This is a genomic window from Devosia pacifica (genome assembly GCF_014652635.1).
Taxonomy (GTDB): domain Bacteria; phylum Pseudomonadota; class Alphaproteobacteria; order Rhizobiales; family Devosiaceae; genus Devosia; species Devosia pacifica.
The window spans coordinates 735,094-758,945 of record NZ_BMZE01000002.1; the positions used below are offsets into that span (position 1 = coordinate 735,094).

General features: G+C 61.9%; 18 protein-coding genes and 1 pseudogene. 12 read left to right on the plus strand and 7 right to left on the minus strand.

Annotated elements, in window-relative coordinates:
• The 6 genes from treS (at window position 1) to IE127_RS10710 (ending at window position 9,917) form a co-directional block, all read left to right on the plus strand.
• Entirely contained in the window at window positions 1–3,267 is a 3,267-nt protein-coding gene (gene treS / locus IE127_RS10685; protein ID WP_210310501.1) for a maltose alpha-D-glucosyltransferase, read from the plus strand.
• On the plus strand, window positions 3,264–5,480 hold the full coding sequence (gene glgB / locus IE127_RS10690; RefSeq protein WP_189425658.1) for a 1,4-alpha-glucan branching protein GlgB: 2,217 nt from the start codon (window positions 3,264–3,266) through the stop codon (window positions 5,478–5,480). The genes treS and glgB overlap by 4 nt, the downstream gene beginning before the upstream one ends.
• Window positions 5,481–5,564: 84 nt before the next feature.
• Window positions 5,565–7,430, plus strand: a complete 1,866-nt coding sequence (gene malQ, locus IE127_RS10695) for a 4-alpha-glucanotransferase (protein ID WP_189425659.1) — start codon at window positions 5,565–5,567, stop codon at window positions 7,428–7,430.
• An 80-nt stretch (window positions 7,431–7,510) separates the two neighbouring features.
• Complete coding sequence (locus IE127_RS10700) at window positions 7,511–8,602, plus strand: DNA topoisomerase IB (RefSeq protein WP_189425660.1); 1,092 nt, start codon at window positions 7,511–7,513, stop codon at window positions 8,600–8,602.
• A 74-nt stretch (window positions 8,603–8,676) separates the two neighbouring features.
• Complete coding sequence (locus IE127_RS10705; protein WP_189425661.1) at window positions 8,677–8,940, plus strand: spike base protein, RCAP_Rcc01079 family; 264 nt, start codon at window positions 8,677–8,679, stop codon at window positions 8,938–8,940.
• Complete coding sequence (locus IE127_RS10710) at window positions 8,940–9,917, plus strand: phage head spike fiber domain-containing protein (protein ID WP_189425662.1); 978 nt, start codon at window positions 8,940–8,942, stop codon at window positions 9,915–9,917. Before IE127_RS10705 ends, IE127_RS10710 begins: the two co-directional genes overlap by 1 nt.
• Here IE127_RS10710 and IE127_RS10715 read toward each other — a convergent pair.
• The 6 genes from IE127_RS10715 to IE127_RS10740 all read right to left on the minus strand — a co-directional run bounded on the left by IE127_RS10715 (window position 9,857) and on the right by IE127_RS10740 (window position 16,371).
• Complete coding sequence (locus IE127_RS10715; protein WP_189425663.1) at window positions 9,857–11,215, minus strand: hypothetical protein; 1,359 nt, start codon at window positions 11,213–11,215, stop codon at window positions 9,857–9,859. The two genes, IE127_RS10710 and IE127_RS10715, sit on opposite strands and share 61 nt — an antisense overlap.
• Window positions 11,212–12,021, minus strand: a complete 810-nt coding sequence (locus tag IE127_RS10720; RefSeq protein ID WP_189425664.1) for a glycosyltransferase — start codon at window positions 12,019–12,021, stop codon at window positions 11,212–11,214. The genes IE127_RS10715 and IE127_RS10720 overlap by 4 nt, the downstream gene beginning before the upstream one ends.
• On the minus strand, window positions 12,018–13,079 hold the full coding sequence (locus tag IE127_RS10725; RefSeq protein WP_189425665.1) for a glycosyltransferase: 1,062 nt from the start codon (window positions 13,077–13,079) through the stop codon (window positions 12,018–12,020). Before IE127_RS10725 ends, IE127_RS10720 begins: the two co-directional genes overlap by 4 nt.
• A 1-nt stretch (window position 13,080) precedes the next feature.
• Window positions 13,081–14,106: an SDR family NAD(P)-dependent oxidoreductase gene (locus tag IE127_RS10730; RefSeq protein WP_189425666.1), complete on the minus strand. Its 1,026-nt coding sequence runs from the start codon at window positions 14,104–14,106 to the stop codon at window positions 13,081–13,083.
• On the minus strand, window positions 14,103–15,431 hold the full coding sequence (locus tag IE127_RS10735) for a UDP-glucose dehydrogenase family protein (RefSeq protein WP_189425667.1): 1,329 nt from the start codon (window positions 15,429–15,431) through the stop codon (window positions 14,103–14,105). The genes IE127_RS10730 and IE127_RS10735 overlap by 4 nt, the downstream gene beginning before the upstream one ends.
• A gap of 61 nt (window positions 15,432–15,492) precedes the next feature.
• Window positions 15,493–16,371 carry an EamA family transporter gene (locus tag IE127_RS10740; RefSeq protein ID WP_189425668.1) on the minus strand — a complete coding sequence of 293 codons (879 nt, stop codon included), beginning with the start codon at window positions 16,369–16,371 and terminating at the stop codon, window positions 15,493–15,495.
• Between the two features lie 103 nt (window positions 16,372–16,474).
• Here IE127_RS10740 and IE127_RS10745 point away from each other — a divergent pair, with 103 nt between their 5' ends.
• The 6 genes and pseudogenes from IE127_RS10745 (at window position 16,475) to IE127_RS10770 (ending at window position 22,736) form a co-directional block, all read left to right on the plus strand.
• Entirely contained in the window at window positions 16,475–17,536 is a 1,062-nt protein-coding gene (locus IE127_RS10745) for an aldo/keto reductase (RefSeq protein ID WP_189425669.1), read from the plus strand.
• Entirely contained in the window at window positions 17,529–18,215 is a 687-nt protein-coding gene (locus IE127_RS10750; protein ID WP_189425670.1) for a fumarylacetoacetate hydrolase family protein, read from the plus strand. The genes IE127_RS10745 and IE127_RS10750 overlap by 8 nt, the downstream gene beginning before the upstream one ends.
• Window positions 18,215–19,303 (plus strand): ATP-dependent DNA helicase, encoded by a 1,089-nt coding sequence (locus IE127_RS10755; protein WP_189425671.1) that lies wholly within the window; start codon window positions 18,215–18,217, stop codon window positions 19,301–19,303. The genes IE127_RS10750 and IE127_RS10755 overlap by 1 nt, the downstream gene beginning before the upstream one ends.
• A gap of 189 nt (window positions 19,304–19,492) precedes the next feature.
• Window positions 19,493–21,292 (plus strand): annotated as a pseudogene (locus IE127_RS10760) (cation:proton antiporter domain-containing protein); the annotation flags it as partial.
• 657 nt (window positions 21,293–21,949) lie between these two features.
• Window positions 21,950–22,378, plus strand: a complete 429-nt coding sequence (locus IE127_RS10765) for an RrF2 family transcriptional regulator (protein WP_189425673.1) — start codon at window positions 21,950–21,952, stop codon at window positions 22,376–22,378.
• A 217-nt stretch (window positions 22,379–22,595) separates the two neighbouring features.
• Complete coding sequence (locus IE127_RS10770) at window positions 22,596–22,736, plus strand: hypothetical protein (RefSeq protein ID WP_189425674.1); 141 nt, start codon at window positions 22,596–22,598, stop codon at window positions 22,734–22,736.
• Window positions 22,737–22,743: 7 nt separating this feature from the next.
• Here IE127_RS10770 and purU read toward each other — a convergent pair whose 3' ends face one another.
• Window positions 22,744–23,592, minus strand: coding sequence for a formyltetrahydrofolate deformylase (purU, locus tag IE127_RS10775; protein WP_189425675.1), 849 nt, complete (start codon window positions 23,590–23,592; stop codon window positions 22,744–22,746).
• Between the last annotated feature and the right edge of the window lie 260 nt (window positions 23,593–23,852).

Here is a 23,852-nt window from a genome sequence, read left to right on the forward strand (position 1 = left end):
GTGATCGATCGCGACGATATCTTTTGGTATCGCGACGCAACGATCTACCAGTTGCACGTCAAGGCGTTCCAGGATTCCAATGGCGATGGCATCGGCGATTTCGCGGGGCTGATGAAGCGGCTCGACTATGTGCAGGAGCTCGGCGTCACCGCCATCTGGCTGCTGCCGTTCTACCCTTCGCCCCTGCGTGACGATGGGTACGACATCTCGAGCTATCGTGAGGTCAATCAATCTTACGGCACCATGCGCGACTTCAAGGCGTTCGTCGCAGAAGCGCACCGCCGCGGTTTGCGGGTGATTACCGAACTCGTCATCAACCACACCTCGGACCAGCACCCGTGGTTCCAAAAGGCCCGCCACGCCAAGAAAGGCTCGGCGGCCAGGGATTTTTACGTCTGGAGCGATACCGACGAGAAATTCCCGGAAACGCGGATCATTTTCACCGATACGGAAAAGTCCAACTGGACCTGGGATCCGGTCGCGGGCCAATTTTTCTGGCACCGTTTTTATTCGCACCAGCCAGACCTCAACTTCGATAATCCCCGCGTGCTGCAGGAAGTGCTCAAGGTCATGCGCTTCTGGCTCGATATGGGCGTTGACGGGCTGCGGCTCGATGCGATCCCTTATCTGATTGAGCGTGAAGGCACGAACAACGAGAATCTTCCCGAGACGCACGACGTCTTGAAGAAGATCCGCGCCGAGCTCGACAAGCATTATCCCGATCGTATGCTGCTGGCCGAGGCCAATCAGTGGCCGGAAGATACGCGTCCTTATTTCGGCGATGGCGACGAATGCCACATGGGGTTTCACTTCCCGCTAATGCCGCGCATGTACATGTCGCTGGCCCAGGAAGACCGTCACCCGATCACCGATATCATCAGGCAGACGCCCGACATTCCGGAAGGCTGCCAGTGGGGCATTTTCCTGCGCAACCATGACGAGTTGACGCTGGAAATGGTGACCGATCAGGAGCGCGACTATCTGTGGCGCACCTATGCTGAGGACCGGCGCGCCCGGATCAATCTGGGGATCCGTCGGCGTCTTGCTCCCTTGATGCAGAACGACCGCCGCAAGATTGAGCTCTTGCATTCGTTGCTGCTGTCGATGCCCGGCACGCCAATTCTCTATTATGGCGACGAAATCGGCATGGGAGACAACTATTATCTCGGCGACCGGGACGGCGTTCGCACGCCGATGCAGTGGTCTGCCGACCGCAACGGCGATTTCTCGCGCGCCAACCCGCAGCAATTGTACCTACCGGCAATTCTTGACCCGGTTTATGGCTATCAGGCGATCAATGTCGAAAGCCAGCAGGCTGATCCGTCGTCGCGTCTGAACTGGACACGCCGCATGGTCGCGGTGCGCAAGCAGCACCAGGCCTTCGGTCGTGGGACGATGACCCTGCTCTATCCGCGCAACCGCAAGGTCCTGGCCTATGTGCGCGAGTATGAGGGTGAGCGCCTGCTGTGCGTTGCGAACCTGTCGCGTACGGCGCAGGCGGTCGAGATCGACCTGTCGCGGTTCAAGGGCGCGGTCCCGATCGAGCTGACCGGCCGGTCGCCATTTCCGCCGATCGGCGATCTGCCATATCTCATTACAATGCCAGCCTATGGCTTTTACTGGTTCCTTCTCGCCGAAGAGGCGGAAGCGCCGCTCTGGCATGAGCAGATGCCTGAGATCCTGCCGGAATTCCTGACGCTGACAACGCGAGACGGCAAGCTGATGACAGCGCTCAATGGCCGCGAGAAAACACAGCTTGAGCGCGATGTGCTGCCGAACTTCCTGCCGCTGCAGCGTTGGTTCGGTGCCAAGGATGACGCGATCGGTCAGGTCTCGATGACACCGCTGGCCGAACTTGCGGATGGCGAGCACGCTCTGGTGGTCATCGATGTCGAGACGGGCGGAGAAACCCAGCGTTACTTCCTGCCGATGAGCGCGCGTTGGGGCGAGGAAAACCTGCAGCAGGGCGCGGCCAAGCTTTCCTATACGCTTGCGAAAGTGAGGCGTGGCCCGCGCGTCGGCGCTCTGGTCGATGGCGTGTTCGACGAGCGCTTCGCCGAAACAATGCTTGACGCGATGCGCGCCGCACGCAGCTTCAAGGCGCCGGATGGCGAGATTACCTTCCATGGCGGCGAACTGCTCTCGCAGATAGAAGAATTGGGCGAGCCGCGCCCGCTCGCTGTCGAGCAGAGCAATGTCTCGATCGCCTATGGCGATAGACTGATCCTCAAGCTCTACCGGCGGCTTCGCGCCGGGGAACAGCCCGATGTTGAAGTGGCGCGGTTCCTCACTGAGGTGGCCAAGTTCGAGAACACGCCGGCATTTATGGGGTCTATCGAACACCGGCCTGACAGCGGCGAGCCAACGACGCTCGCGGCGGCGTTCGCTTTCGTGCCGAACCAGGGCGATGCCTGGAGTGTCGTCACCGACGCGCTGCTGCGTGATCTCGAGGAGCACGCACTTCATACCGAGCACGAGGAAGAGGACGAAGGCGGTGTCTTTGGCGTCTCGCTCGATATCGGTGCGCTCTTGGGCCGGCGAACGGCGGAGATGCACCAGGCCCTCGCGACGCCAAGCGATGATCCGGCCTTTGCGACATCCGCGATCGGCAAAGGCGAAGTCGATGCCTGGACATCAGAAGCAGTCGATGAGGCCGAGGCCATGCTCAAGCGGCTCTCGTCTCTAAAGAGTGGCCTCGACGAAGAAACGCGCGATCTCGCGCAACGTGTTGTTGATGGCCGCGATGCGCTGTTGTCTCGCCTGAAAGCCGGCGCCGGCATGCAGCCTTCCGGTGAGATTTCGCGCATTCATGGCGATTATCACCTGGGCCAGGTGCTGGTGGCGCAAGATGATCTGATGATCATCGATTTCGAGGGCGAACCGAAGCGCTCGCTGGAGGAACGGCGTACACGCTCGACACCTTTGCGTGACGTTGCGGGCATGATCCGCTCCTTCCACTACGCTTCGGTGACGGCGCTCAATAGCCACGAAGCGGCTGCGGGCGTGATGTCGGAAGAGGTTCGTGAACGCGCCGAGCGCTGGCGGCAGGATACAACCCGTGAGTTCCTCGAGGCCTACCGTGAACAGATCTCCGGTTCGGCGGGTTACCCCACTGATCCAGCCTTCGCCAAGGCACTGACCGATCTGTTCACGCTCCACAAGGCGATTTACGAGATCGGCTATGAACTCGCCAACAGGCCGGACTGGCTGCGGATTCCGTTGAGCGGCGTCCTCGCAATCCTCGAGGAAGAAAGTTCTGAATCATGAGTACTATCGACACACTACGGCCGGCCGCCTATCCGGCCGATATCGAAGCGATCGTACGCGGTCGTCATGGCAATCCGTTTGTCACCCTCGGCATGCATGGCGGTGATGGAGAACCGGTTGCTGTCAACGTCTTTGCGCCGCAGGCCGGTGAGGTCACCGTCATCGATACCGCGACTGGTGAATCGGCCGGTACCCTCGAGCGGGTCCATCCGGAAGGCTTCTTTTCGGCCTTTTTGCCAAAGCGCACCGAGCGATTCCGTTATCGCCTTCATATGCAGGCCGGCGAGTTCTCCTGGGACCACGAGGACCCTTACAGGTTCGGTCCGGTTCTCGGCGAGCTCGATGACTATCTGATGGGCGAAGGGCGCCATCTCGAGCAATACAAGAAGCTCGGCGCTCACCCGATGGAAATTGACGGCGTCGAAGGTGTCAGCTTTGCCGTGTGGGCACCGAACGCGCAGCGCGTCAGCGTTGTCGGGGAATTTAACGCGTGGGACGGTCGTCGGCACCCGATGCGCCGCCGCCTCGGCACGGGTGTCTGGGAATTGTTTATTCCAGAACTGGAGCGCGGTACCGTCTATAAGTATGAGCTGCTTGGCGCCCATGGTGAACGTTTGCCTTTAAAGGCCGACCCGTTTGCCTTCTCTCAGGAGAAGCCACCCGCGACGGCGTCTATCGTCACCGGTCTTGTCGAACATGATTGGCAGGATGGCGACTGGATGGACAGGCGCGCACAGCATCAAGCGCTTGATGCGCCGGTCTCGATATACGAGATGCATCTTGGCTCCTGGCGGACTGGCGGCGATGGCGAATTGCTGGACTACGACTCCATCGCTGATCAGCTGGTACCCTATCTTCAGGAACTTGGCTTCACCCACGTCGAACTGATGCCGGTAACAGAGCATCCGTTTACCGGGTCTTGGGGATATCAGCCGATTGGCATGTTTGCGCCGACATCGCGCTTCGGCGACCCCAACGCTTTTGCGCGCTTCGTCGACCGGCTGCACGCCGCCGGCATTGGCGTTCTTGTCGACTGGGTCCCTGCGCACTTTCCATCGGACGCGCATGGCCTGGTGCAGTTCGACGGGACCGCGCTTTATGAACATTCGGATCCGCGGCTCGGCTTCCATAAGGACTGGAACACGCTAATCTACAATTTCGGGCGCAACGAGGTCGCCAACTTCCTGCTTTCGAGTGCGTTGTTCTGGCTCGAGCGTTTTCACATCGATGCCTTGCGGGTCGATGCCGTGGCCTCGATGCTCTATCTCGACTATAGCCGTCAGCCGGGCGAGTGGGTTCCAAACCGGAACGGCGGTAATGAGAACCTCGAGGCAATCAGCTTCCTGCGGGAAATGAATATCCGCGTGTTCGAGCGCAATCCTGGCGCTCAGACGATCGCCGAGGAATCCACTTCATGGCCGCAAGTCAGTCGTCCAGTCGACATGGGCGGGCTGGGGTTCGGCTATAAGTGGAACATGGGCTGGATGCACGACACGTTGAGCTATATGAGCCTCGACCCCATCCATCGCCAGCACCATCAGTCGCAGATGACGTTCGGGCTGCACTACGCGTTCTCGGAAAACTTCGTACTCCCCCTCAGCCACGACGAAGTGGTGCATGGCAAGGGTTCGATGATCGGCAAGATGCCTGGGGATCGCTGGCAGAAATTCGCCAATCTGCGGGCATATTACGCGTTCATGTGGACGCATCCCGGCAAGAAGCTGCTGTTCATGGGCTGCGAGTTCGGTCAGGAGCGGGAGTGGAACCACGATCAGTCGCTCGATTGGCACCTGCTCGATGACCCACTGCACAAGGGTGTGCAGTCATTGATCGGCGATCTCAACCGGATCTATCGCGATCTTCCGGCTCTCCATCAGCTTGATTGTGACCCGGACGGATTCGAGTGGATCGATGCCAGCGATACGGCCAACAGCGTGTTTCTTTACATGCGCAAGGGCCGCGATGGTGTGCCGCCGGTCGTTGTTGCCTGCAACATGACGCCAGTCGTGCGCCCTGACTACAGGGTTGGCGTGCCGAGTGGTGGCCGCTGGCGCGAAGTGTTCAATTCCGATGCCGAGCATTATGGGGGTTCGAACGTTGGTAATGGTGGGTATCTGAACGCCGAGGATCAGTCCTGGCATGGCCGTGAAGCGTCCCTGCGACTGACCCTTCCACCGCTTGCCACGATCCTTCTTGTGCCTGACGACGCCTGAAAGGATAACGGGGACGCGGCGACGAGTGGTTGCCGCGCCTCGATTGAGAACCACCCCGTCGCGCCTTCCAGCCGGACTACAGCAATGACGCAACTCGACGAACTTTGTCACCGGCACGGTGTTATGGTGCGCTATCACGGGCTTGACGGCACGCCACATGAGGTGCCGGACGAGACCAAGCGTGTCGTTCTGCGCGCCATGGGTGTCGCCGCAGACGATGATGCTGCGATTTCACTCAGTCTCGAGCACGCACCGCATCGCGGCGAGACCCGCATGGAGGCGCCGCAAGGGACGCATTGCCATCTGCCACACTGGCTGCAGCACAGCCGCGCCTGGGGCATTTCCGTACAGGTCTATTCCCTGCGCTCGCGTCGCAACTGGGGCATGGGCGATTTTGCGGATCTCGCGGCCTTTGCGACGATCGCTGCTGAAGCTGGCGCGGATTTCGTCGGCACGAACCCGCTGCATGCGCCATTTCTGGCGACGCCAGAGCGCCGCAGTCCGTTTTCACCGTCCAACCGGCGGTTTTTCAACCCGCTCTATATTGCCCCCGACGCGGTCCCCGGATTCTCGCGCGACTTGGCTGATGAAGCGCGTCTTGCCGAATTACGTCAGACTGAACTGGTGGACTATCAGGCGGTCACCGAGACCAAGCTTGCGGCATTGCGGCGTATCTGGCCGGTCTGGCAGGATCTCGCAGATATGCCCGAGCCTTATGGTCAGGCCGCGTTCGCGCAATTCTGTGCAGATGGTGGTGAGCCGCTGCGCCTTCATGCCCTGTTCGAGGCGATCTCTGCAGATCAGGTCAAGAGCGGCGGGGCCCCCGGCTGGCGCGACTGGCCGGAAGACCTTCACGACCCTAAAGGCCAGGGTGCGCGCATATTCGCTGCCGAGAACGAGGACGAAATCGCGTTTCAGTGCTGGCTGCAATGGCTCGCCAGCGTTCAGCTTGAGGAAGCCTCGGACGCGGCGAAGGCCGCCGGCCTGAGGATTGGGCTCTATCTCGATATTGCTGTCGGCGAAGCGCCGGACGGGTCCGCCAGCTGGAGTGACCCCGGTCTTGCCATGCGCGGGCTCGAAATCGGCGCGCCACCGGACTATTTCGCCGTCGACGGACAAAACTGGGGCCTCGCCGCGCTTTCGCCCAGCGCACTGGTCGAGCGTTCAATGCAGCCCTTCACCGATATGCTTGATGCAGCGATGGTTTCCGGCGGTGCTGTGCGCATCGACCACGCAATGGCGATCTGGCAGTTGTTCTTGCTGCCGGAGGGCGAGCTGCCGAGCAGCGGCACCTATGTGCGCTATCCGATCGGTGGCATGGCCGAGGCGCTTGCCGCACGGTCCAACCAGCATCAATCGATCGTCGTCGGCGAGGATCTTGGCAACGTCCCGGAAGGCTTTCGCGAGCTGATGGGGGCGATCGGCATGCTGAGTTATCGCATCCTTTATTTCGAGCGGCATCATCACGGCTTCCTGCCGCCCGATGCTTATCCCGAACTCGCGCTTGCGTGCCTGTCGACCCACGACCTGCCGACCATTCAGGGCTGGTGGGACGGCAATGATGTCGAACTGCGGCTCTCGCATGATCTCATCGATCAGCAAGGCGCCGCGCATCAGGCGGGCGAGCGCGGAAACGAACGCCGCCAGCTTCTTGGCGCCCTCGAACATGCAGGGCTGCTCGAGCGCGTCGGCGAAGAAAGCGAAATCGCATTGACGGCGCGCATGGTCGCGGCCATTCATCGCTATGTCGCGCGCACGCCGTCGAAGCTTTTTGTTGCCCGGGTTGAGGACATGACGGCCGAGACCGAGCCCACCAATCTGCCCGGAACCATCGACAGCTATCCGAACTGGAAGCGCAAGCTCACCTACGCGATCGAGGATATCTCCAAGCACGAGGTTTTCCGGGCCGTAGCGCAGGGCCTCGCGGAGGAGCGTCCGAAGCAGCACTGATGTGGTGTCGGTGAGAGAGTTGTGAAGGAACCGGCGGGCCTGCTCGGCGCTTTGCTATCCGATAATGCAAGGAGCGGCCGATGCGCCTCGAAACCGCCTGGTGGGGTCCGACCCCGGTTTATGATCGCATGCGCCTCGATGAGCATTCGGCGCTTCCCGCAGATCTGGTCTATGCCCATGACGAGGCACCCGGCATTTCGCGCCGCAAGCACGGCACCGGTTTCTCCTACACCGATGCCGATGGTCAGCGGATCACCGACAGGGCCGAGATCGAACGTATCAATGCGCTCGCTATACCCCCGGCATGGTCTGACGTGTGGGTCTCGCCTGACCCGAACGGGCACCTTCAGGCGACCGGGCGTGACCAGAAGGGGCGCAAGCAATATCGCTATCATGCCCAGTGGTCCGCGTGCCGCGATGCGGTCAAGTACTCAAGCCTTGAATCCTTCGGGCGGTCGCTGACGGCACTGCGCGAGCAGGTGGATGCCGATATGCGCCGGCGCAATCTCGGTTATGAGCGCGTCGCGGCATCCGTCGTCTGGCTGCTCGATCACACGATGATCCGCGTCGGCAACAGCGCCTATGCGCGCGACAACAAGAGTTTCGGGCTGACCACGCTACGCAACCGGCACGTCGATGTTGAAGGCGAGCGGCTGCGTTTCCACTTCAAGGGAAAATCCGGCAAGCAGTGGCAGCTCGGGCTTGTCGACCGGCGCGTGGCGCGGCTGGTGCGTTCGGTCCAGGATCTGCCGGGGCAGAACCTTTTCCAGTATCTCGATGCCGACGATAACCGGCACTCAATCAGCTCCAGCGACATCAATGCTTATATCCAGTCAGCGATCGGGCGAGAGTACAGCTCCAAGCACTTTCGCACCTGGGGCGGCACCGTTCGGGCGCTGACCCTTTTTTCGGAGGCGCCGCTTCCCGAAACCAAGACGGCGCGTAATCGCACTGCCAACACTCTGATTGATGCTGTCGCCTCGCGCCTTGGCAATACCCGTGCGGTCTGCCGGCGGTGCTATATTCACCCGCAGGTCTTCAACTCATGGGAGGAGGGGACCCTGCGCCAGGAACTCGCTGGCCTGCGTCAGCGTGGGCAAAGCTATGAGTTGCTCGATGAAGAAGAAGGCCGCGCCCTTGGCTGGCTGGCGCGGACATCGCGACAAAACTAGCCCGCTAGTCCGTCTTCTCCACATCAGCAGCAGGCGCTGGATGATGGCGTGACCGCAATATGGGAGTCACAGCCATGAAAGACCGTTTTCAGTTTCGCACACCAAGTCTCGAGGGTCCCGCAAGCGATGCCTTCGCCATCACCCCGGACGATGCCGCCGACCTGCCGGAAGCAACCCGCGCTCTATACGTGGGCAGGACAGGCGACATCGCTCTTCTGACGATCTCAGGAACCTCGGCCAGCTTCATCGGCGTTCCGGCGGGCAGTATCTTGCCGATCCGCGCCAGCCGTGTCTTCGCCACCGGCACCGATGCCGGAGATCTCGTGGGGCTGGTCTGATGATCGGCCTCTCTCTTGTTCATTCGTCCCCGCAGACCGCTTGGTGGGGAGACGATGTTGTCTTCGCCCTCGACCTCGTGGCGGGACGTGCGATCTCGAATGGTGCGCAGCGGTCGCTTGCTGCTGCAACCGCTTTCGCGCGGACCACGCCAAAACTCACAGGCGACCCGCAGAATGGCTGGCATCACATCGAGGCCGGTCAGCTCGCGCGATCGTCGCGCGGCGCGCATATCGAGCCGGCCGCAACCAATTCCCTTCCAAACGCGACGCTTGCTGGCGCCATCGTTGGTGCTCCGGGTACGCTTCCTGACGGTTGGGGCGTCTTCGCCGGCGGTGGCATAAGCCTGTCGGTTGTCGGCAAGGGGAGTGCCGATGGTATTCCCTTCATCGACGTGCGCATTGCCGGAACCTCGTCAAGCAGCAGCGGGGTGGCGCTTTATCTCTCGCAGCCCTCGACCATACCAGTCACCGCCGGTCAGACCTGGACCATTGCCGGCGATGTCCGCCTTGTCGGCGGAAATCTTGAAGGCTTCAACACGGTGCGGCTCAATCTGAGGGAATACGGCTCAGGCGGATCCGGGCTCGACGTGCGTTATGGCGAGGATATCAGGTCGGTCCTCTCTGGCACGCCACGGCGATTTTCGAGCACGCTCGCAGTGATTGGCCCGAGCGCGGCGTTTGTTCGGCCAATGCTGGAACTTACATTCGGTGCCGCAAAGGTTCTCGATGTGGTGCTTCGGCTGCAATTGCCGCAACTCGAACAGTCGCTGACGGCGAGTTCCCCTATCCTCACCGGGGCCGAGCCGGCAAGTCGTGCGGCGGATGCGCTGACGCTTCACCTTCCCGCCGGGGCGCACGATTTGCGGCTGACATTCGATGACGGCGCGGAGATCCAGATCGAGAACGCAGCGGGCGACTATGCGCTCGAGGCGGCAGCGTTGCCCGGAAGATGGTTGCGCAGTGTGCGCGTGGCCTGAGGAGTCTTCTGGTATTCGCGGGCCACGCACAGGCTCGCGAATACCACGGCTAGCCAAAGATGCGGCACCCGCACGCTACCAATGCTGAAGCCGATGGCAAGAAAGCTCATCAGCAGGCTGACAGACAGCGCAAAAAGCCGCTGCCCCTCGTCGTCCTCGCTCTTTTGACCGATCCGGAACAGGCGCGAAGCCGCGGTCGCAATGCTCAAGGCGATCAGAATGTAGCCAAACGGTCCGAACTCGCCAAAGGTCCGTGCGTACCACGAGAACAGCGGCGGTAGTTCGCCGAAGCGATCGCCGAGATAGAAGCGCTGGAGTTCTGAGCTCATCTCGACGGCGTAGCCGACTTTATCGACGACGGCATAGCCGACCTGGCCGAACCCTTGTCCGATTGGCGACGTAAGCCCGGTTTCGAATGCCGCATTCATCAGATAGGCGCGGGTGATGTTTGAAAGGGGCTGATCAGGTCCCAGCAGCATCGGAGCAAAGGCCGGCAATACGAGGCCTGCTGAAAACGCTGAGATGACGAGGATAAAGCCGTAACTTCCGGCGGGGATGATGCCGCGACGCGCTCCGCGCACGGCGAGCCAGCCGAGGGCCATTGCCAGAAGCCCGAAATAGGCGGTGCGGGCACCCGACATCAGGCAGAACACTATCAGTGCGGTTGCCAGCAATGGCCGCTTTTCCGGTGCTGTCGTGGCAAAGCCCAGGCACAGCAGCAGCACGAACGCATTGAACGATGGCTCGAGTGACAGGCCAAACAGCCGGCCTGTCTCGGCGGGCGCGCTTGTCGCCAGTTTTCGCAACAGTCCGAATGCGCTCTCTGCCGCCGGCAGCGCCCAACCAATGACTTCGAGGCTTGAGACACAGATCAGCAGAACACTGAGCCAGAAAAAAGCCTGGCGAGCGCGCTTGAGGAAAGCGTCGATGCCAATGACGCGCGCATGCAGCATCATCACTCCGGCAAGTCCGAAGAAGTATGCATAAGTAGAAAGGCTCAGCAGATAGCGGCTAAGCCCGGCGCGGCCGCCATAGTCGTTGGCGAGCATCATCGTCAGATGCACCGGCAGGCTTATGAGGATCAGGCCAAGATACATCCAGTGCCAGCGCAGGATCGGCGTCAGGTCGGCAAACGACAGCCGGGTTGCTACAATCGGCAGCATTGCAGCGAGATAGAGCAGGGAAGCATAGAAAAACCCTTCCTGGCTGAGTTCGCCAAATCCAACGAGCGGCCTGACACCATTGAATGGCAGTGCCAGCACCATGACGGTGAAAGCAGAATTCGCGAACTGCTTCATGCCGGCCGCTTCTTCATGGCCCAATTGCGCTGAGACAGCCTTGCGGCAAGAGCCGCCGGAACAGCCAGTGTGGCCAGCGTTCTCAGCATGCCTCCTGCGCTCGGCCCATCAAATGATTTGTGCTGCCACTGCGCCTTCAGCCGCATGCGCAACTGGGTTTGCCGATGCCTTGCCGAAAGCCCGGTGGCACTCTGCTCATAGTCGATCAAGACAGTATCGAGGCAATCGACACCCAGGTGCTGCGACAGGCGCAGCGCCAATTCGTAATCCTGCGCCAGGCGATAGCGCGTGTCGTAATTGCCGTACCGGCGCAGCGCCTCCGCACTCAGCATGAAGCTTGAATGCTTGAAGGCGGCATTGCGCTTGAGATAAGCGGCGACGGCGTCCGGGCCACCGGTGACACCATGGATGAAGAGGGTTTTGCCCGTTTCGTCGTGCACGCGTGCGCGGCATCCCAAAAGGCCAAGGTGCGGGTTGGCCTGCATGTGGATCAATTGCCGCGCCATTCGCTCTGGATAGGCGATATCACCAACATCAAGGCGGGCGACATGGCCATAGCCACGCCTCAACGCCTCTTCCACACCACGGCTGAGTGCCCTGGTGATGCCGCCATTGTTCTCAAGCCGCAGGATCTCGACGCCTGCGAGAGACCCGTGGAGCCTTTCGATCGGTTCGGGTGAACCGTCATCGATGAGCATGATATCGGTCGGCTGTGTCTGGCGTAAAAGGGAGGCTAGGCTGGCTTCAAGCGCCAGTCGGTCGGGCTTATAGGCTGGAACGAGACAAAGCACCGGCGCCAGTGTCATGGTCGGGATACGCCATTGCGATAGATCGCATCAAGCTGTGCAAAGACTCGTTCCGCCCGATAGGCACTCTCGAATTTCTCACGTGCACGCACACCCATCTCTGCCAGGTCATACTGGCGCAATCGACGAATGGTCTCGGCAAGGCTGCGGCTTTCGGGGCGTGCGACGAGCCCGGTGACACCGTCCTCGACAAGTTCGGGCAACCCGCCGACATCGCTGCAAACGACTGGCCGTCCGGCCCGCATCGCCTCGACCGCCACGAGTCCGAAGCCCTCCCAGCGCGAGGGTACGATCACCGCATCGGCCGCCGCCATGGCTTGCTGAATGTCCTCGCCGGTTTGCCATCCCCTATCGATGACTCCCGCGGGGAGGGCTTCGGGCCGAACGCTGTGGCCGATGACATTGCCGCCGATCATCGTCAGTGTGAAACCGTCCTCGGCCAGCATCGGCATCGCCTCGAGCAGCAGGTCTAGGCCCTTCTGGCGGTCATAGCGGCCAACAAACAGCAGCGCCTTGGCCTTGCGGTTCGGCGGAAGTGGCGTGCAGGCGGCATCACGCAGACCGTTCGCCACCTGCACGCATCGCGCACCCGGCAGGCCCCAACTGGCTGCCAGCCGGGTTTCGCTCTCAGAGATGTTGACGATGGCGTCGGTCGAGAGCGCCAGAGCCCGTTCCGCAAGGGCATAGAGCAGCGCGCCGCGACGCCCGGCCTCACCCGCGAACGCCCAGCCATGGGCGCAGTAGACGAGACGGGCAGCGGGCCGCGTCACCAGGCGCCCGATGGCACCGGCAAAGCTCGAGTGCAGATGCACCACATCATAGGCCGTCGAGCGCAGATGATGGCGCCAGCCATTGGCCAGCGCCACAAGACCAGACAGCGTACGTCCGCCGCCCTGAATGCCGACGACTTCCACCCCCGCGCTATCGATCAGGTGGCGCTGGTCCTCCGGACACAGCACGACGACACGCTGATAGGCGTTGCTCTGCAGCCCGAGCACTTCGTTCAAATAGGTACCGGTGCCGCCATAAAGCGTCTCGGCAAAGTGCAGTACCCGCATGTCAGCGATCCGCCGCGATATCGGCGTAATGGCCGAGATACCAATCGACGAACGCCTTCACGCCTTCTGTGACGGAGGTGGTCGGCTTGTAGCCTATAAGGGCTTCGAGCAGTGCCGGATCGGCCCCGGTTTCAACCACGTCGCCCGGCTGCATCGGCAGCATCACCTTCTCGGCACTCTTGCCCAGCGCAGCTTCAATCGCGGCAATGAATGCCATCAGTTCGCTAGGCTGGCCGCCGGCAATATTCACACTGCGCCAGGGTGCTGCCGGTGAAAGCGAGTCTTCGCCGCGCGGCACGTCGACCGGCATGCCGATCCGTGGCGGACTACCCATCAGTCTGGTGATCGCTTCTACAAGATCATCGACATAGGTAAAATCACGCCGCATCCGGCCTTCGCCATAGACCTCGATCGCCTGATTGCGCGTCATCGCTTCAACGAATTTGAACAGCGCCATGTCGGGTCGGCCCCATGGCCCGTAAACCGTGAAGAACCTGAAGCAGGTCGTCGGAATGGCGAACAGATGCGCATAGGAATGGCTCATCGCCTCGCAAGCCTTCTTGGTCGCGGCATAGAGTGAGACAGGCCAGTCGGTGCGGTCGGTTTCCGAAAACGGCAAGTCCTCGTTGGCGCCGTAGACGGAGGAGGTTGAGGCAATCAGCAAGTGCCTCGGCGGCGCCCGCCTCAGCGCCTCGAGCAGGTTGAACGTGCCGACGAGGTTCGTCGCCACATAGTCTCCAGGCTGTTCGAGGCTGTAGCGCACGCCGGCCTGCGCGGCGAGGTGAACGACGATCTCTGGCTCTATAGAGTCCACCAGGGCGTCGATCGCTGTTTTGTCCTCGAGCCGCATCTGGTGATGGGTGAAGCGCTGATCGGCGCGGAGCAGGTCCAGCCGCTGCTCCTTCAGGCGCGGATCATAATATGGGGTCATCGCGTCGAGCCCGGTGACGCTATGCCCATCTGCAAGCAATCGTTTTGTCGTGTGGTATCCGATGAAGCCGGCAGCCCCGGTGACAAGGATCCTCATTCGGCCGCGCGCATGCTGGGGGTATCGACATCCAGCGCCGGGCGACCAATGCCGCGATACTCAAAGCCAAGTGCCCGCATGGTCCGTGCGTCAAACAGGTTGCGCAGATCAACGATCACTGGTTGCGCCATGATGTCTCTGATCCGCGCCATGTCGAGCGCCCGGAACTCGCGCCATTCTGTCGCCAGCACCAGGCAGTCTGCGCCGGTCGCTGCCGCATAGGCGTCTTCGCTTAGTGCGAGCCCCGCAAGGCCAGCCGCCGCTTGCGGATCATATGCCGAGATGCGCGCTCCAGCTCTGATAAGCGCCTCTGCGATGCCCAGCGCCGGGGACTCGCGCATGTCATCAGTGCCAGGTTTGAAGGTGAGTCCGAGCAGCGCAATCCGCCTGCCCTCGACACTGCCGCCACAGGCCTCGACAATCCGGCGCGCCATCCTGGTGAAGCGCTCGGCATTCACCGCAATCGTTGCCTCGACCAACCGCTGCGGTGCTTCATAGCGCCTTCCCATGGCCGCGAGCGCGCGCGTGTCCTTCGGAAAACATGAGCCGCCATAGCCGGGGCCGGCTTCGAGAAATTTCGGGCCTATGCGGCTGTCGAGGCCGATCCCGCGCGCAACGTCGGCAATGTCGCCGCCCGCTTTTTCACACAGATCCGCCATCTCATTGATGAAGCTGATCTTCATCGCGAGAAAAGCGTTGGCTGCGTACTTCAGGAGTTCGGCGCTGCGCCGCGTCGTCATGAACAGCGCCGTGCCGCGCTGCGTCAGGGGACGATAAAGCTCCGACATCAGGGCGCGCGCGCGTTCGGTTTCAGCACCCACGACGATCCGTTCGGGCTGGCAGAAATCCTTGATCGCCGCGCCCTCGCGCAAAAATTCCGGGTTGGAGACGACATCAAACACTGCGTCCGGCCTCGCTGCATGGATTGCCGAAGCAACCGCGTCGCCGGTCCCGACAGGCACGGTGGACTTGGTGACGACGAGCGTGAAGCCGTCAAGCGCCAGTCCGATCGACTTGGCAGCCGCATGAACGCTCGAAAGATCCGCCTCGTCATTGTCGGAGGCAGGCGTTCCGACGGCGATCACGACGATGTCTGCTGCTGCGACTGCCTGGTCAAGCCGGGTATCGAAGCGCAGCCGCCCTTCCGCGACATTCGCTGCGATCAACTCGGCAAGCCCCGGTTCGTAGATCGGCACGAGACCCGAGCGCAGTTCGGCGATGCGGTGTTCGTCGCGGTCGATGCAGGTGATGTCGTGGCCAAAATCGGCGAGACAGGCGCCGCTGACCAGCCCTACATATCCCGACCCCACAATCGCCACGCGCATCGCAGTTCACTCCCCCAAGTGCTGCTACCATATACACAGTTTCATGACAGGAAAACCAAGGCTAGTCAGCAACATCGCTGCTTCTTGCCGGCGCCGGCCCGACCGTCGCGGTGCTGCCGAGCGAGGCGATGACAATGGCAGCGATGCCGATGACCTGCCAGATGGCCAGTGCCTCGCCGAGGATCAGCAGCCCCGAAAGCGCCGCGAGGGCCGGCTGGCCGCTCATCAGGATACCGAAGGTTCTGGCCGGAAGCCGGGGCAGGGCGAGCATGTCGAGGCTATAGGGAATGGCGCTCGACAGCAGCGCCACACCGAGAGCCGCCGGCAGCAGCACGGGATCGAGCATGCTCGCCCCGGCTGTTGCCACGCCGAACGGCAGCGCGAGGCACGCGGCGGTGCTGATGCCGAGCGCCGCGATCTCGGCGCCGCCGCCACCGCCCGCCCGCTGGCCGAACAGGATATATCCGGCCCAGCAAATACCCGCCGCAAGCGCAAAGCCAACGCCTGCGGGATCGAGTCCTGCGGCAGCATCGCCGAGCGGCAGCAGCACCCACAACCCGAACACTGCCAGTATGATCCAGAAGTAATCGATCGGCCGGCGCGATCCGGCGAGTGCCACCGCCAGCGGCCCGAGAAACTCGAGCGCCACCGCCACGCCCAGCGGAATGGTCGAGATCGCCTGGTAGAACAGCATGTTCATGGCGCCCATCGCCAGCCCGTAAACGAGGATGACCCGGCGTTGCCCCGGTTTCGGCCACCTCCGCCACGGCCTAAACACCATCAGCATGACGATCGCCGCCAGCACCAGGCGCATGGTCACCGTGCCCATGGTGCCGACCAGCGGAAACAGCATCTTGGCAAAGGATGAGCCGGTCTGCGTCGCGATCATGCCAAGGGTCACCAGCAGGACCGGCACCGCCACCGTTTTGAAATTTTGCATGTAACCTTCGGGATGCGAGGGAGAAAACACCGAACCGCGGCGTTGACCCGCCGGGGCGCGCAGATTAGCCCTTAGTTGCTTTTCACATAAGGAGGAACGGGTGATGGAGTACCGCTATCTTGGACGGTCGGGCCTGCGGGTGTCGACAATGACCATGGGCACGATGACGTTCGGCGGCTCCGAGCGGATTGGCAATACCGATCAGGCAGCTGCCGACCGGCAGGTCGATCTGTGCCTCGATCATGGCGTCAATTTCTTCGATACGGCGAATGTCTACAATGCCGGCGTCTCCGAAGAAATCCTCGGGCAGGCGCTGACATCGCCGACGCGCCGCGAGAAAGCGCTGGTGGCCTCGAAGGTGCGCTTCCCGATGGGGCAGGACCCCAATGAGCGCGGGCTTTCGCGGCATCACATCATCGCGCAGTGCGAGGCCAGCCTGAAGCGGCTCAAGCGCGATCATATCGATCTTTATCAGGTGCATGAGTGGGATGGGCGCACACCGCTCGAGGAGACGCTGGCGGCCCTCAATACGTTGGTCGAACACGGCAAGGTCCGCTATATCGGTGCCTCGAACTATTCCGGCTGGCACCTGATGAAGGCGCTCGGCATCTCCGATGCGCGCAACCAGCACCGCTTCGTTTCCCAGCAGATCCACTATTCGCTGCACACGCGCGATGCTGAAAACGAGCTGGTGCCGATCTCGCTCGATCAGGGCCTCGGCATTCTGGTGTGGAGCCCGCTTGCGGGTGGTTTGCTCTCCGGCAAGTACCGCCGGGACAGCAAGCCGGAAAGCGGCCGGCAGACGCAGGAATTCCGCGAGCCGCCGGTCTATAGCTGGGATGCGCTGTACGACATTATCGATGTGCTGGTCGATGTGGCCAGCGCCCACAATGTTTCGGGCGCGCAAGTGGCGCTCGCCTGGCTGCTTGGCCGTCCCGGCGTCACGTCGGTGATCATCGGTGGACGCAACGAAGACCAGTTCAAGGACAATCTCGCAGCGGCCGACCTCAAGCTCACCGAAGAGGAACGCGCCCGGCTCGATGCGGTCAGCCAGCCAAATCTGATGTATCCCTATTGGCATCAGATGCTCACGGCCAGCGACCGCCTCGGCGATGCCGACCTGACGCTGATCGGGCCGCATCTCGAGGCTGAAAAGCGTGGCTAGTTTCGTTATTCCGCGCCCGGCGCCGGTCTCCGTGCCGGTTGCCGGCGGTGGTCTTTTTCCGGTCCGGCGCATCTATTGCGTCGGCCGCAATTACGCCGAGCACGCGCGCGAAATGGGCAACGACCCCGATCGCGAGCCGCCATTCTTTTTTGGCAAGCCCGCCGATACCCTTGTTATCGGCGGCGGTGACGTACCGTATCCGCCGCAGACGGCGGATTTGCACCATGAGATCGAACTGGTGGTCGCCATCGGGCGCGATGGCTTCGGGATCGAGCCCGACATGGCGCTCGGGCATGTGTTCGGCTATGCCGCCGGGATCGATCTGACGCGCCGCGACCTGCAGGCGGAGGCCAAGAAAATGGGACGCCCATGGGATATGGCCAAGGGCTTCGACCATTCGGCTCCGATTGGGGAGATTGCGCCGGCCTCGCAGATCGGTCATCCAAACGCTGGTGCCATCGGTCTGTCGGTCAATGGCGAAGCCCGCCAGAAGGGCGATCTTGCCGACCAGATCTGGCCCGTGGGCGATACGATTGCCTACCTCTCACGTTTCGTTGCGCTCAAGGCCGGTGATCTGATCTTTACAGGGACACCGGCGGGCGTCGCTGCGGTTCAACAGGGAGACCTTGTTGAAGGCACGATCGAGGGGGTCGGGAGCGTCACGGCCAGACTAGTCTGATGGTCGTGTGGTCGAACCAGCAGGACGAGGCGCTGCAGGCGGTCTCGGCCTGGCTCAAGGACAAGGACGGACCGCAGGTGTTCCGGCTCTTCGGCTGGGCCGGAACCGGCAAGTCGACGCTCGCGCGGCACCTCGCCGAAGGGGTCAAGACTGTCAAATATGCGGCGTTCACCGGCAAGGCGGCACTGGTGATGCGCAAGCGCGGCTGCAAGGGCGCGCAGACCATCCATTCGCTGATCTATTCGCTGGTCAGCGAGAAAGAAGGTGAGCCACGCTTCGTCCTTGATCCGGAAAGTCCGGCCTCCGAGGCGGACCTCATCGTCATCGACGAGGTCTCGATGGTCGATGAGCAACTCGGCAAGGATCTGCTGAGTTTCGGCGTCAAGGTCTTGGTGCTTGGCGATCCATTCCAGCTGCCGCCGGTTCAGGGCGCAGGCTTCTTCACCGCCGAGGAGCCCGATGTGATGCTCACCGAGATTCACCGCCAGGCTGCCGATAATCCCATCATCCGGCTTTCGATGGATATTCGTGAGGGCGGCTATCTCGAGCACGGACGCTATGGTGAAAGCCTTGTCGTCGGGCGCGATGCGGTCGATCGCGAGGCGGTGCTCGAGGCAGACCAGGTGCTTGTCGGGCGCAACAAGACGCGGCTGATGTACAATGACCGCTTGCGCGAGTTGAAGGGCCTGCCGTTCCACGAGCCGGTACTGGGCGACCGCATGGTGTGCCTGCGCAACAACCCGCGCAAGCGCCTGCTCAATGGCCAGATCTGGATCGTCACCGAGGTCAACCGGAAGAATGCCGGCAAGTATCAGCTGCTGCTGGGTGCCGAGGAGGGGCGCGGGGAAGCGAAGGTGCTGACCCACAAGGCATTCTTTGCCGGAGAAGAAGACAATCTGAGTTGGCCGGAACGTCGCCAGTTCGACGAGTTCACGTTCGGCTATTGCCTGACCGTCCATAAGGCGCAGGGCAGTCAGTGGGAGAACGTCTACCTGTTCGACGAGAGTTTCGTGTTTCGCGAGGAACGTGCGCGCTGGCTCTATACCGGAATAACGCGCGCGAGCGAGCGTATCACCGTGGTAAGCTGACGAAGTTCGCCCGCCGCGCCATACTGCGGTCACAGTCGAACAGCTGTATCATCAATATGTTAGCCGGCTCGGCATGCGTATTGTGCAGCAGCGGCAGTCTGCTGCGCACTTGCACCATGTGCCGGCATGTTTCATTTTGCGGATGTAGCCCGTTGGCGCGGCGCACACCATACCGGCACGGAGTCTTACATGCATCACGACACCCCACTGATCACCACGATCGTCGCGGGTCTCGTGTTGGCATTCATCTTCGGGACAATAGCCAACAGGTTCCGGTTGCCGCCACTGGTCGGCTACCTGTTCGCGGGCGTGCTCGTCGGCCCACACACCCCCGGTTTCGTGGCCGACCAGGAGCTTGGTGCGGAACTCGCGGAACTCGGCGTCATCTTGCTGATGTTCGGCGTGGGTTTGCACTTTTCCCTGCGCGACCTGATGAGCGTGCGTGCGCTCGCCATCCCGGGCGCCGTCGCACAAATGGGTTTTGCCACCCTGCTCGGGCTTGGCCTCGGGCTGTTGATGGGTTGGGGGGTCGGCGGCGGTCTCGTCTTCGGGCTGGCCCTGTCGGTCGCATCGACCGTTGTCCTTCTCAAAGCACTGCAGGACCGGCGGTTGATCGAGACCGAACGCGGTCGTATCGCCGTCGGCTGGCTGATCGTCGAAGACATGGCGATGATCCTGGCGCTGGTGCTGATTCCGGCGATCGCCAGCATTGGTGGTGTTGAAACCGGTATTCACGATCCGTTCGTCTCGTTCGTGGAGCGCGTGTTCCGCACTGAGATCGGTGTGGTCGGCGTGATGGGGCTGACGATTCTCAAGGTCGCAGCCTTTGTCGGGTTCATGCTGATCGTCGGGCGCCGGGTCATCCCGTGGGCGCTGCATGCCACGGCGCATACCGGTTCGCGTGAGCTGTTCCGGCTGGCCGTTCTGGCCATCGCGCTCGGCGTTGCGCTCGGTTCGTCCGTTCTGTTCGGTGTTTCGCTGGCGCTCGGTGCGTTCTTTGCCGGCATGATCCTTGCGGAAAGCGAGCTGTCGCAACGCGCTGCGCAGGAAACCCTGCCGCTGCGCGACGCCTTTGCGGTCTTGTTCTTCGTGTCGGTCGGCATGCTGTTCGACCCTATGATCGTCATCACCGATCCATTGCCGCTGCTGGCGACGGTATTCATCATCATCGTCGGCAAGTCGGTCGCCTCCTTTGCCATCGTCATGCTGTTCCGTCGGCCGTTGTCGACGGCACTGACAATTTCGGCAAGCCTCGCGCAGATCGGCGAGTTTTCCTTCATTCTCGCCTCGATGGGCGTCACGCTGGCGCTGATGCCGAGCGAGGCACAGGATCTCATCCTTGCCGGTGCGCTGATCTCGATCATCCTCAACCCGGTGGTGTTCTGGGGAGTCGAGCGTGTGCGTCCAAAGCTCGAGCAGCGCGCCGCCCGCAAGGCGCCGCGCCCGGCAGAACTCGAAGAGCCTTTTGATGGTCCGCTGATGCCGGATCCGGCAAAAGCCGGGGTTGACGTGATGAGCGAGTTTGCCGCTGCCGCACCCGGTGCCGCTGAGGAAGCGCCTGCGCCGCTTGATGATGATGACGATGTTCCGCAGCCATCGACTAAGACGGGGCATACCGTGCTGGTCGGTTTCGGCCGCGTCGGCAGTGTCGTCGGCGAGGGCCTCCACGCGGCCGGCGCGCCACTGGTCGTCCTCGAGGATGCCGATACCTCGATCAGCGCGGCGCGTGGCATGGGGATAGAGGTTATCGTCGGCAACGCGTCGAGCGTCGATACGATGAAGCTCGCCAATATCGAGCAGGCGCGGTCCCTGCTGATTGCGATCCCAAGTTCATTCGAAGCCGGGCAGGTTGTGGAGCAGGGGCGCAAGCTCAATCCCGGCATACACATCATCGCGCGCGCGCACTCCAACGAGGAGGAAAGCTATCTCGCCAATCTCGGTGCCGATACCGTGATCATGGGCGAGCGCGAGATCGGGCTCGGCATGCTGGCCTGGGTGCGCGGCGACCGCGAGTCGACTGCCGCTGCTGCAGCGCAGGCCATTCGCATGGCCCCGACGTCCAACATTATCGATGAGACCTCCAATCCCGCCGAGGCGGCAAACGCCGTTGCGCTGAACGACGATGGCACGGAGAGCACCGAAGCCGAACGGGTGCCGCCACGGCCGGCTGGCGATACGCTGCCAGACGAGCCGATCGCCGCGCCGCCTGCTGGCGCTGATACGCTCGACAATACCGAAGCGGACACAGTCAAGATTGCTGATAAGGGGCCTCTGGCCGAAAGCGAGCCCGCTGAGCCCGACGCGCCGATTGCCGATGAAGGCGTAAAACCGCAGCCATCCGACGACGAAAATTCCGATGACCGGGCCATTGCTTCCGAGCCCGCTGCAACTTTTGAGCCCGCGCCCGACGCGGATCCTGTCGCGATCGAGGACGCCGGACCGAACAGCGAAGTCTCGGAGAGCTCAGAAAAGCCCGAGCCCGAGGCTGAGCCAGCTAAAGATGCGGCCAGTGCCGAGACCGACTCCAGCAGCGAAAACGAGCACGGTGTGGTAGAGGACGACACATTCGATGCGCCGCGCGTGCCGCCCGTCAAGCCGGAAAAGCGCGACTAGAAAACTCCTAACGAAACAAAGGACCGCCTGCCCATGATGTCGCAAAAAGCCAAGTACGCGCTACGTGCCCTGGTGGCCCTGGCGCGCTCGGATGGCGGCGGCACGATGATGATCGGCCAGATCTCGCGCGAGCAGGCGATCCCCAAGAAGTTTCTCGAGCAGATACTGCTTGAGTTGAAGCGCGCCGATATCGTTCTGAGCCAGCGCGGCCGCAGCGGCGGCTATGCGCTGAAGCGCCTTCCCTCGGAAGTGACCTTTGGTGAAGTGATGCGGCTGATCGATGGACCGATCGCGCCGCTGCCATGCCTGTCGAAAATCGCTTATCGCAAATGCGATGACTGCCAAGACGAGCAGGCCTGTGAAATCCGGCACGTTTTCGAGCGTGTGACGCTCGCGACGCGGGCTGTTCTCGACAGCACGACACTGGCCGACGCCATCACCCTCGAGGACATTCCGGTCTAGCTGGCACGAGGGCCGACGTTAACGTGGTGTTAGCATCTCGGAACCAAGTTGCGTCAAATTCGCGGTTTGCAGGAGTGCCGTGCGCTAGATGCATATTCATGACAGAACTGTAAGAAAACTATTCCCCGGCGACTGCGCGGCGTGGATTCGCCGTGCTTGCTATTCCCTACCAAACCGATAGAGTATTGAGCGTAAACCTTCTGTCCCGGAGACAGGAATGCAGCGAATAGCTACGGTTCTCGCCTATGTCGCCCTTGTGGCCTCTCTCGGTCTGGGCTTTCTGGTCGTGACGGCTCATGCCGATACCAACCACCTGGTGATCAGCCAGCATTATCAAGTATCTACAGAGGTCAACTGAACCCCGGTTAGCCGAACACCACGGTCTTGCGGCCGTTGAGCATCACCCGGTTTTCGAGGTGCAGCTTGACGGCGCGGGCAAGCACGCGGCTTTCGATATCGCGGCCAGCGGCAACGAGATCCTCGGGGCTCATGGCGTGGGTAACACGCTCGGTTTCCTGCTCGATGATCGGACCTTCATCGAGATCGGGGGTCACATAGTGCGCCGTTGCGCCGATGATCTTGACGCCACGCTCATGTGCCTGGTGGTACGGCTTGGCGCCCTTGAAGCTCGGCAGGAACGAGTGGTGGATATTGATCACCTGGCCGAATAGCCGGGTCGACAACTGGTCCGACAGGACCTGCATGTAGCGTGCCAGAACCACCAGCTCAGCCCCGGTCGACTTGACGATCTCGAGGATCTGGCGTTCCTGCTCGCTCTTGGTCTCGCGCGTGACGGGCAGGTGATGATAGGGGATGCCCTCATAATCAGCCGTCTTGCGCGATGCATCGTGATTGGAGACGATCGCCGCAACCTCCGCGTCGAGCCAACCGACACGGATCTGGTAGAGCAGGTGCAGCAGCGCATGGTCGAACTTCGAGACCATGATGACGATCCGTTTGCGCCGACCCGCCTCGACGAGGCTGGTCTTCATAGAGAACCGTTCGATCGCCGGCTTGAGGCTGCGCTCGATGGTGTCTCGGTCGGCAGTCTGTGGCGCGGTGAACGCCAGCCGCATGAAGAACCGTCCAGTCTCGCGGTCCCAGAACTGGTTGGATTCGGCGATATTGGCATCAAGGCTTGCAAGTTCGGTCGTCACTGCCGCGACGATTCCCGGACGGTCGGCGCAGGAAAGCGTTAGAATGAAATCTGCCACGGCGCGGCTCCCAAAAAGTCTTGGGCGCGGGTATCGAATGGGAGCGGCGATGCGTCAAGCTATTGATATGCAAAATGCGTCTGTGGGTACCCCAAGGACCTGCGGTCATAAAAAAGGGGCCGTCCCGAAGGACGACCCCGCATGAGTAACGGCTTCATGGAGCCTGGCTGCTCTAAGCGGCAGCCGAAAGGACGTCAGGTGCTGGCTAGCGGAGGGCTACCTCCGACAAGAACACCCCAAATCCAAGCCCCTTCCGAGCC

What these genes read in the sequence shown, in the direction of transcription:
- IE127_RS10735 (WP_189425667.1), bottom strand. Translation starts at nt 15,431, where the DNA reads ATGCGCGTGGCGATTGTGGGGTCGGGATATGTAGGGCTGGTCAGCGGC.
- IE127_RS10745 (WP_189425669.1), top strand. Translation starts at nt 16,475, where the DNA reads ATGGAGTACCGCTATCTTGGACGGTCGGGCCTGCGGGTGTCGACAATG.
- IE127_RS10770 (WP_189425674.1), top strand. Translation starts at nt 22,596, where the DNA reads ATGCAGCGAATAGCTACGGTTCTCGCCTATGTCGCCCTTGTGGCCTCT.
- IE127_RS10715 (WP_189425663.1), bottom strand. Translation starts at nt 11,215, where the DNA reads ATGAAGCAGTTCGCGAATTCTGCTTTCACCGTCATGGTGCTGGCACTG.
- IE127_RS10700 (WP_189425660.1), top strand. Translation starts at nt 7,511, where the DNA reads ATGCGCCTCGAAACCGCCTGGTGGGGTCCGACCCCGGTTTATGATCGC.
- malQ (WP_189425659.1), top strand. Translation starts at nt 5,565, where the DNA reads ATGACGCAACTCGACGAACTTTGTCACCGGCACGGTGTTATGGTGCGC.
- IE127_RS10730 (WP_189425666.1), bottom strand. Translation starts at nt 14,106, where the DNA reads ATGAGGATCCTTGTCACCGGGGCTGCCGGCTTCATCGGATACCACACG.
- IE127_RS10720 (WP_189425664.1), bottom strand. Translation starts at nt 12,021, where the DNA reads ATGACACTGGCGCCGGTGCTTTGTCTCGTTCCAGCCTATAAGCCCGAC.
- IE127_RS10705 (WP_189425661.1), top strand. Translation starts at nt 8,677, where the DNA reads ATGAAAGACCGTTTTCAGTTTCGCACACCAAGTCTCGAGGGTCCCGCA.
- IE127_RS10740 (WP_189425668.1), bottom strand. Translation starts at nt 16,371, where the DNA reads ATGCAAAATTTCAAAACGGTGGCGGTGCCGGTCCTGCTGGTGACCCTT.
- IE127_RS10725 (WP_189425665.1), bottom strand. Translation starts at nt 13,079, where the DNA reads ATGCGGGTACTGCACTTTGCCGAGACGCTTTATGGCGGCACCGGTACC.
- IE127_RS10765 (WP_189425673.1), top strand. Translation starts at nt 21,950, where the DNA reads ATGATGTCGCAAAAAGCCAAGTACGCGCTACGTGCCCTGGTGGCCCTG.
- IE127_RS10755 (WP_189425671.1), top strand. Translation starts at nt 18,215, where the DNA reads ATGGTCGTGTGGTCGAACCAGCAGGACGAGGCGCTGCAGGCGGTCTCG.
- glgB (WP_189425658.1), top strand. Translation starts at nt 3,264, where the DNA reads ATGAGTACTATCGACACACTACGGCCGGCCGCCTATCCGGCCGATATC.
- IE127_RS10710 (WP_189425662.1), top strand. Translation starts at nt 8,940, where the DNA reads ATGATCGGCCTCTCTCTTGTTCATTCGTCCCCGCAGACCGCTTGGTGG.